The sequence below is a fragment of the Desulfitobacterium chlororespirans DSM 11544 genome (assembly GCF_900143285.1).
In the GTDB taxonomy this organism is placed as follows: Bacteria; Bacillota; Desulfitobacteriia; order Desulfitobacteriales; family Desulfitobacteriaceae; genus Desulfitobacterium; species Desulfitobacterium chlororespirans.
On sequence record NZ_FRDN01000017.1, the window covers coordinates 112,541 to 121,288 of the forward strand.

Below are 8,748 nucleotides of genomic sequence, written 5' to 3' on the forward strand. Positions count from 1 at the left end.
TGTTTATATCTGAAAGGAGAAAAGAACTTCATGGAGATGACTGCGCTGACCATTGGTGAGCTGCATGAGTTATTGGAGAGCAAGAAGCTCAGTGCTACAGAGCTCACCCAAGGGTTTTTGGATAGAATTGAAGCCGTAGATCCCGATATCAGAGCCTTTATTACAGTTACCAAGCAAGAAGCCCTTGCCCAGGCCAAGGCTGTGGATGAAAAATTAGGGCGGGGAGAGAAGCTGGGGATTTTAGAGGGGATTCCCATGGCCCTGAAAGATAATCTTTGCACAGAAGGAATTCGCACAACCTGTTCCTCTAAAATTCTCGAGAATTTCATTCCCCCTTATCAAGCTACAGTGGCGGAGAAGTTGCATGACTCAGGCGCCGTTCTGTTAGGCAAGCTCAATATGGATGAATTCGCCATGGGCTCTTCTACGGAGAACTCAGGATTTTTCAACACTCGCAATCCCTGGGATCCGGAACGGGTACCGGGAGGATCTTCCGGAGGTTCTGTAGCTGCGGTGGCCGCCGACCAAGCGGTGTATGCCTTAGGTTCCGATACAGGGGGCTCGATTCGCCAGCCGGCAGCTTTCTGCGGTGTGGTGGGTCTAAAGCCTACCTATGGTGCCGTGTCCCGTTATGGGCTGATCGCCTATGCCTCTTCCCTGGATCAAATCGGGCCGGTGACGAAAACTGTAAGAGATAATGCGCTGATCCTTAACGCTATCGCCGGACATGATGGGAAGGATTCCACTTCGGCCGTCTTTGAGAAACCGGATTATACTCAATTCTTAAGCGAGGATATCCGGGGCTTACGCATCGGCGTACCCAAGGAGTACTTTGGACAAGGGCTGGCTCCCCAGGTGGAAGGGGTTATTCAAGAAGCCCTGCGTACTTATGAAAGTCTGGGAGCGATCGTTGAAGAATGCTCCCTGCCCCACACGGAATATGCTATGCCAGCTTATTATTTGATTGCCACGGCAGAAGCCAGCTCCAACCTGGCCCGTTATGATGGGGTTCGCTATGGCCAGCGGGCCGAAGGGGCTGAAGATGTGATCGGGATGTTCTGCCAAACCCGGGCGGAAGGTTTCGGCCCAGAGGTTAAACGCCGGATCATGCTGGGCACCTATGCCTTAAGTGCCGGCTATTATGATGCCTATTATTTGAAAGCCCAAAAGGTGAGGACCTTAATCGTTCGGGACTTTGAAGAGGCTTTGGCAAAATTTGATGTGCTCCTTTCCCCGACAACCCCCACCACCGCTTTCCGCATCGGGGAGAAATCCGGAGATCCCCTGACCATGTATCTGTCTGATGTCTGCACGGTTCCCATTAACCTGGCCGGTATCCCTGCCATATCCATTCCGGCCGGCTTTGCGGACGGACTGCCCGTGGGCATGCAGCTGATGGGGAAACATTTTGCTGAAGGAACCCTCTATAAAGCGGCCTACGCCTTTGAGAAAAATACCGCCTTCCATACTATGAAACCGGGTCTAGGCAAAGGAGGTGCGCGGTAATGAGCGTTTTTGAACATTATGAAATGGTCTGCGGTGTGGAAGTCCATGTGGAATTGGCCACCAAGACCAAGATTTTCTGCAATTGCTCCACTGAGTTTGGGGGAGAGCAGAATACCCATGTCTGCCCGGTTTGCCTGGGACTGCCCGGAGTATTGCCGGTTCTCAACCGTGAAGTGGTCAATCTGGCCATCAAAGCGGGCCTGGCATTAAATTGCGACATTGCCGACTTCTCTAAATTTGATCGCAAGAATTATTTTTATCCGGATGCCCCTAAGAACTTTCAGACATCCCAGTATGATCTGCCCATCTGCAAAAACGGCTGGTTGGAATTTGCGGTGGACGGGGAAAAGAAGCGGGTCGGCATAACCCGGGCTCATATGGAAGATGATGCAGGAAAATTGGTGCATAGCGGCGCCACCATCTCCACCTCGGAAGAGTCTTTTGTGGATTACAACCGGACCGGAGTGCCTCTCCTGGAGATTGTATCAGAGCCGGATATGAGGTCTATTGCTGAAGTGGTAAGCTTTTTAGAAGAAATGGTGCGGACCATTCAGTACACGGAAGTCTCCGATTGCCGGATGGAACAAGGATCGATTCGCTTTGATATCAATGTGTCCCTGCGCCCCCACGGACAGCAGGAGTTTGGCACCCGGACCGAAACGAAGAATCTCAATTCCTTCAGCTCGGTACGGCGCTGCCTGGAATATGAAATTGGGCGGCAGGCTCAGCTTTTAGAGCATGGGGAAAAAGTTATTCAGGAAACCCGGACCTGGGATGAGGGCAAGGGGGTTACCCTTTCCTTGCGTTCTAAGGAGGAGGCTCATGATTACCGCTATTTTCCGGAGCCGGATCTGGTGCCCTTGGTCATCGCCAGGGAGTGGGTGGAAGAAATCCGCCAAACCCTTCCGGAAATGCCGGCCGCGCGCCGGGAACGCTATCAGTCCCTGGGGCTGACGGAGTATGACGCGGGAGTGCTCACCGCATCCAAGGCACTGTCGGATTTTTTTGACGAGGCGTTGAAACATTATGCAGATGCCAAGACCTTGGCCAATTGGGTCATGGGGGAATTCACCCGTCTCCTCAATGCCGGACAAATCGCTGTGGAAGAATCCCCGGTGCGGCCCTCTCAGCTGGCTCAGCTCCTGACTTTGATCGAAAAAGGAGCCATCAGCGGTAAGATCGGCAAAACGGTTATAGAGGAAATGTTTGCATCCGGGAAGGACCCGGAAGTTATCATCAAAGAGAAGGGCTTAGCCCAAATCAGCGATACAGCTGCCTTGCTGAAGCTGGTGGATGAAGTGATTGCCGCTCATCCCCAATCGGTGGAAGACTATAAGGCCGGCAAAGACCGGGCCATCGGCTTCCTGGTCGGTCAGATCATGAAGGCCACCAAAGGCCAGGCTAACCCCGGCGTGGTCAACGACTTACTAAAGGAGCAGCTGGCGAAGTTTTAAGTCTAAAGTTCAGTAAAGCTCAGAAGATTTGCTTAAGAAGCTTCTTTTCCGGACATAGTCTTGGAAGGGAAGCTTTTTAGCAAGATAGGCACAAGATGGGCAAAGAATAATTATTTTGCTGAAGAAAATTGGTCTAATTAGGGATGTTTATGCAATTATGTCAAAAATATTAGAAATAATTGTCAATATTGAACAAAGACGATCATACCAAAATATGTTAAGCTATCCTCATATACTATAGATGTGCAGACAATAGTAAGTGTAACTGTCTGACCGTTTGTGCATAATGGCACAAGAAAAGAGATGAAAGCGTATGCTCTGGTAAAGGCATCAACTTTTATAATCGGAAATTTCAAAATAGTCATTCACAAGATTGTTTCCATTGAAAAACCATAGTAAAATGATGGTGAATCCTAAGTCTCGTTCAATTGCGAAGTCTGGAGGAAAGAAAATGGAAGTATTGAAAGGGCAGGAAGCGTTGCAGGCTCTGGTTGGTGTTTTGCCTCATATCGTTAAGTCTCTGCCTGAAGATATGGCACTCTATGTAACTGATGGCGAAAAATACATACAAGCTGTGGAAGGTGCCGATTTACCGATTGGCATCACTGTGGGAAGTAAAGTATGGGGAAAAGCCACGGAAAAGTGTATGGTGGAAAAGAGAAAAACATCCTTTAATGTTCGTGACGGCATGCCATTTAAAGGGGTTAACATTCCGATTCTCGATGAAAATAACAATTCCGTAGGTACTGTAATATGTGCTACAGGCCGAAAAAAACAGCAGGATGTCAATCAAGTTGCTGAGCAATTAGCTGATACGCTGGACCAAATGGCCGAGGCTATGAATGAGATTGCTTCTGGAGCGGCAAGGCTGGCGGAAGTCGGGCAAGCGCTTACCGAAAAGGCCCAATTGTCCGATAAGAAAATTGCCGAAACGGAAGTCATCATCAATTCGATCAAATCTATATCCAATCAGACCAATCTGCTCGGCTTAAATGCAGCGATCGAGTCCGCCAGGGCTGGAGAATATGGGCGGGGGTTTGGTGTCGTCGCCCAGGAAATCCGGAAATTGGCCGATGAAAGCAAACATTCCACAGAACAGGTAAAGGTCATCATCGAGGCGATTTCCTCGGCGGTCAAGAATATGATCCTTTCAGCCGAGGAATCAGGAGCGATCTCGCAGCAGCAAGCAGCCGCGATTCAGGAGAATACCGCAACCATCGACGAGTTGCGCAATGTAGGGTTAAAATTGAAGGACTTCGCGGCAAAGCTATAAGCAATCGGACTTCTTTTCTGGAGTATAATCGGACAGAAAGGAAGTCTTGTTTTTTTACTGTTCGAAAAAGTATACAGTATTTGTTGGCGTAGAATAGTTCACAAATTTCTAGATTGTGTTAGTATTAAGTTCGATGAAGTGTTGCAAATATGCTAAGGAGCTGAATCGGCGTGGAGGAAAGAAAATTAACGATCGTAGACACCACCTTGCGGGATGGAGAACAGACTGCAGGAGTAGTATTTTCTAATCAGGAGAAGCTGATGATTGCCCGGATGCTGGATGATCTTGGTGTCCATCAGATTGAGGCCGGGGTTCCGGTCATGGGCGGCGATGAGCAGAAGGCAATCCGTGATATTGTTAAAATGGGCTTGAAAGCCAGTATTATGGGCTGGAACCGGGCGGTCATAGCAGATATCGAAAAATCCCTGGATTGTGGCTGTGATGCGGTGGCTATATCTATTTCCACCTCAGACATTCATATCGAACATAAACTGATGACTACCCGGGAAGATGTTTTGGCCCGGATGGTCAAGGCTGCCGAATTTGCCAAGAAGAACGGGCTTTATATCTCGGTGAATGCCGAAGATGCCTCGCGCTCCGATATGGATTTTCTCCTGGAATTTGCCCGGCTGGCCAAAGAGGCGGGGGCGGACCGGCTTCGTTATTGCGATACGGTGGGGATCCTTGAGCCTTTTACGACCTTTGAACGCATTACGAAGATCAAAGAAACCATCGATATCGATGTGGAGATGCATACTCATAATGACTTTGGTATGGCAACGGCCAACGCCTTAGCCGGTGTGAAAGCGGGAGCCAGCCATATTGGAGTAACGGTCAACGGTTTGGGCGAGCGGGCTGGTAATGCAGCTTTAGAGGAAATTGTTATGGCCCTTAAGTATTTGGCCGGAGTCGATCTGAAATTTGCCACAGAGCGCTTTGTAGAGGTTTCAGAATTTGTAGCGAGAGCGTCAGGACGCTCTGTTCCTGCCTGGAAGGCCATCGTAGGCAGCAATATGTTTGCCCATGAGTCAGGGATTCACGCCGACGGGGCCTTGAAAAATCCCCTCACTTACGAAGTGTTTAAACCGGAGGAAGTGGGCCTGGAGCGCCAGATTGTGATTGGCAAGCACTCAGGAACTGCCGCCATCAAAGCTAAGTTCCGCAATGAATACGGCAAAGAGATTTCTGAGGAAGAGGCCGGTGAGCTGCTGGCCCGGGTCAGAGCCTTTGCTGTGGATATGAAGCGCTCCCTTTTTGATAAGGAGCTTATGTATATTTACGAAGATTTGCATAGAGAAAAGCAAAATCATTAACCTAACCTATAAAATGACTTAATCTAAGGAGGAAGCTATGGCTAAAATTCAAATGAATGTCCCCCTGGTGGAAATGGACGGAGATGAAATGACCCGGATTATCTGGGACTATATCAAGGAGATCCTGCTTCACCCTTATATTGAATTGGAGACCGAGTATTATGATCTGGGTCTGCAGAAACGGGATGAAACCGATGACCAGATCACCATTGACGCAGCTTTGGCCACCAAAAAATATGGGGTAGCGGTTAAATGTGCGACGATTACACCCAATGCCCAGCGGGTTGAGGAATACAATCTCAAGCAAATGTGGAAAAGCCCCAATGGTACGATTCGGGCTCTTCTCGACGGGACGGTCTTTCGTGCCCCTGTCCTGGTAGAAGGGATCAAACCTTTGGTCACTACCTGGAAGAAGCCGATCACCATCGCTCGTCATGCCTATGGCGATATCTATAGAAATGTGGAGTATCGGGTGGGTGGCCCCGGCAAGGCGGAGCTGGTTTTCTCAGGTGAACATGGGGAGGAATCCCGTCAAACCATCTTCGACTTTAAGGGCAAAGGAATTCTCATGGGCATGCATAACCTGGATGAATCCATTGAGAGTTTTGCCCGGGCTTGTTTTAATTACGCTCTGGATGTCAAGCAGGATCTGTGGTTTTCCACGAAAGACACCATCTCCAAGCAATATGATCACACGTTTAAGGATATTTTCCAGGAAATTTATGACCAGGAATATAAGGAACGCTTTGCAGAGGCTCAGCTGGAGTATTTCTATACCCTCATCGACGACGCCGTCGCCCGGGTCATCCGCTCCGAGGGGGGCTATATCTGGGCCTGCAAGAATTATGACGGGGATGTAATGTCGGACATGGTGGCCACGGCCTTTGGCAGTCTGGCCATGATGACCTCGGTACTGGTTTCCCCGGAGGGCTATTTTGAATATGAAGCTGCCCACGGGACTGTGACCCGGCACTATTACAAGCATCTTCAGGGGGAAGATACCTCGACCAACCCCATCGCCACCATTTTTGCCTGGACAGGCGCCCTTAAGAAGCGGGGAGAGCTGGATGGTTTGCCGGATTTAGCCGACTTTGCCACGCAGTTGGAAGAAGCTTCTTTAAAGACCATCGAAGCCGGAATTATGACCAAGGACCTGGCTCTGATCTCGGAACTGCCCAATATCAAAACCGTCAATACCAAGGATTTCCTCGAAGAGATTAAGAAAACTCTCGATACGCTCCGCTCATAGGCGAAGAGGAAAGGCCCCTATCTCAGCCTGAGATAGGGGGCCGATAGACAGCCCATTCAGTTAGGAATAAAGAGGATTCGCTAATAAGTCAAGTTGCCAAGTAAAACCCAAAGGGTGTATGAAAAGACCGAGGCTCAGCTTCGGTCTTATTATCTGATCACAAACAAACAGGAATTGTATTCAGATAGACGTTGTGTTATGATTAATCAAATCAAATAATTGGCTGAAGAGTGATTCTTACTCAGGTAAGAATTGAAAAGGGAAGTCAGTAGAAGCTGACGCGGTGCCCGCCACTGTAAAGGGAATCAGCTCACAATTTTGTCACTGGAATTATTTCCGGGAAGACGTGGGGTGATGAGGAACTTAAGCCAGGAGACCTGCTCTTGCCAAACTACGTGAACTGCCTACGGGATGTTAGGAAGTATTTGGTCTATGCGGCTCAACCCGTAGTATAGAGCATAAGTCCGCCCTTCCTTAGTGAAGGGTTTTTTTATTTTTTTGTAAAATATTGGAGGGATTAAAACGGAGAAGCAAAAAGGGTTGGTTATTGTTCATACCGGAGACGGCAAAGGAAAAACCACCGCGGCGTTTGGCCTGGGAATGAGGGCCTGGGGTCAGGGTTTAAAGGTATTGGTCATTCAGTTCATTAAAGGGCAGGACAGCGGCGAACTGCGGGCCGCGGAAAAGCTGGGGCCATCTTTCACCGTCTACCAAATGGGTGAAGGCTTCGTCAGGGATTGCGATGAAAAAGCTTTTTCCGGGCCTAAGCTCGCAGCAGAAAAAGCCTTGCAGACTGTGGAGATAGAAATCAAATCAGGTAAGTGGGATATGATTATTTTGGATGAAATCAATTGTGCTGTAATCTGCAGTCTAATCTCCGAGGAAGCGGTTCTGGCCTTGATCGACAACAAACCTTCCGAAATACATCTCGTCCTTACCGGTATCGGCGCCAAGCCGCAAATTATCGAGAAAGCCGATCTGGTTAGCGAGATGAGAGAAATCAGGCACCCTTTTCGGAAAGGGGTCAAAGCTCAGAAAGGAATCGAATTCTGAATCATTCGAGGAAGCTTTATGATATTTTTCCGGTTTTCTTGGCAGTAACCGGATTACCTCTTCTTTATACAGGGAGGATATGGATATTATCCTCCCTGCTTTTTTACTACATCCTGTTAGCCCCTGCTTGGCCATCTCCGATTCCAAGGCTTTGGTCTTCTGGTCATGCCTGTTCTTCTTTCAGGATACCCAGGAGAAGCAAAGCCTGAGTATCGATTTGATTTGAAATGAATCTAAAGAATAGAAGCACCCCTAAATGTGATATGCTCCTCCTAAAGTAGACCATGGAAATATCCAAATCTACTTTAGGAGGATATTTTTATGTCCAAATCACCGCATAGTGCCGAATGGAAAATAAAAGTTGTTGAAGACTATCTATCCGGGCAAGGTTCATATGATTACCTTGCTGAAGTGCATGGAATTGGCGCAAAAACGCTCAGGGAGTGGGTTCACAAATATAGGAAGCAAGGTGCATCATGCTTTAAAAAAAAACAGGGCAATGCGCATTACAGCAAAGAATTCAAAACGATGTGCGTCGAAGCTGTTCTTCGCGGAGAGGGCAGCGTGGATGACATCGTAGCAAACTATACTATTTCAGCCAGGGAAGTTCTCAGGCAATGGATAAAGCGTTATAATGCCAATAAAGAACTCAAGGACTATGATCCGAAACGGGAGGTTTATATGGCAAACGCAAGACGAAAGACCACTCTGGCAGAGAGGAAAGAGATGACCGAGTACTGCATCGCTCACGGTAAAGACTATAAAGGAACAGCCGCCCTGTATGATGTTTCCTACAGCCAAGTCTACACCTGGGTAAAGAACTATCTTGAATCCGGTGAAGCAGGCCTCACAGACAGGCGCGGCAAGCACAAGACAGATGATGAAGTAGACGAGCTGGAG

Annotated in this window: 8 protein-coding genes and 1 riboswitch; all 8 genes read left to right on the forward strand. The window is 48.5% G+C overall.

The features are described from left to right. The first annotated feature begins 30 nt into the window (after positions 1 to 30). Positions 31 to 1,506, forward strand: a complete 1,476-nt coding sequence (gene gatA / locus BUA14_RS23645) for an Asp-tRNA(Asn)/Glu-tRNA(Gln) amidotransferase subunit GatA (protein ID WP_072774828.1) — start codon at positions 31 to 33, stop codon at positions 1,504 to 1,506. Beyond that, positions 1,506 to 2,960, forward strand: coding sequence for an Asp-tRNA(Asn)/Glu-tRNA(Gln) amidotransferase subunit GatB (gene gatB, locus BUA14_RS23650; RefSeq protein ID WP_072774829.1), 1,455 nt, complete (start codon positions 1,506 to 1,508; stop codon positions 2,958 to 2,960). Before gatA ends, gatB begins: the two co-directional genes overlap by 1 nt. Before the next feature lie 451 nt (positions 2,961 to 3,411). Continuing rightward, complete coding sequence (locus BUA14_RS23655) at positions 3,412 to 4,233, forward strand: methyl-accepting chemotaxis protein (protein WP_072774830.1); 822 nt, start codon at positions 3,412 to 3,414, stop codon at positions 4,231 to 4,233. A gap of 170 nt (positions 4,234 to 4,403) precedes the next feature. Next, positions 4,404 to 5,546 (forward strand): homocitrate synthase, encoded by a 1,143-nt coding sequence (gene nifV / locus BUA14_RS23660; RefSeq protein WP_072774831.1) that lies wholly within the window; start codon positions 4,404 to 4,406, stop codon positions 5,544 to 5,546. A 37-nt stretch (positions 5,547 to 5,583) separates the two neighbouring features. Continuing rightward, complete coding sequence (locus BUA14_RS23665) at positions 5,584 to 6,795, forward strand: NADP-dependent isocitrate dehydrogenase (protein ID WP_072774832.1); 1,212 nt, start codon at positions 5,584 to 5,586, stop codon at positions 6,793 to 6,795. Positions 6,796 to 7,006: 211 nt separating this feature from the next. Next, positions 7,007 to 7,194: riboswitch (cobalamin riboswitch) on the forward strand. A gap of 117 nt (positions 7,195 to 7,311) precedes the next feature. Next, the gene (gene cobO / locus BUA14_RS23670) at positions 7,312 to 7,848 is read left to right on the forward strand and encodes a cob(I)yrinic acid a,c-diamide adenosyltransferase (RefSeq protein WP_072774833.1); all 537 of its coding nucleotides are present in this window, start codon (positions 7,312 to 7,314) and stop codon (positions 7,846 to 7,848) included. 79 nt (positions 7,849 to 7,927) lie between these two features. After that, on the forward strand, positions 7,928 to 8,074 hold the full coding sequence (locus BUA14_RS28195; RefSeq protein WP_178371794.1) for a hypothetical protein: 147 nt from the start codon (positions 7,928 to 7,930) through the stop codon (positions 8,072 to 8,074). A gap of 95 nt (positions 8,075 to 8,169) precedes the next feature. Further along, positions 8,170 to 8,748, forward strand: a 579-nt coding sequence (locus BUA14_RS23675; RefSeq protein WP_072774834.1) for a helix-turn-helix domain-containing protein, incomplete at its 3' end; no start/stop codon positions are given.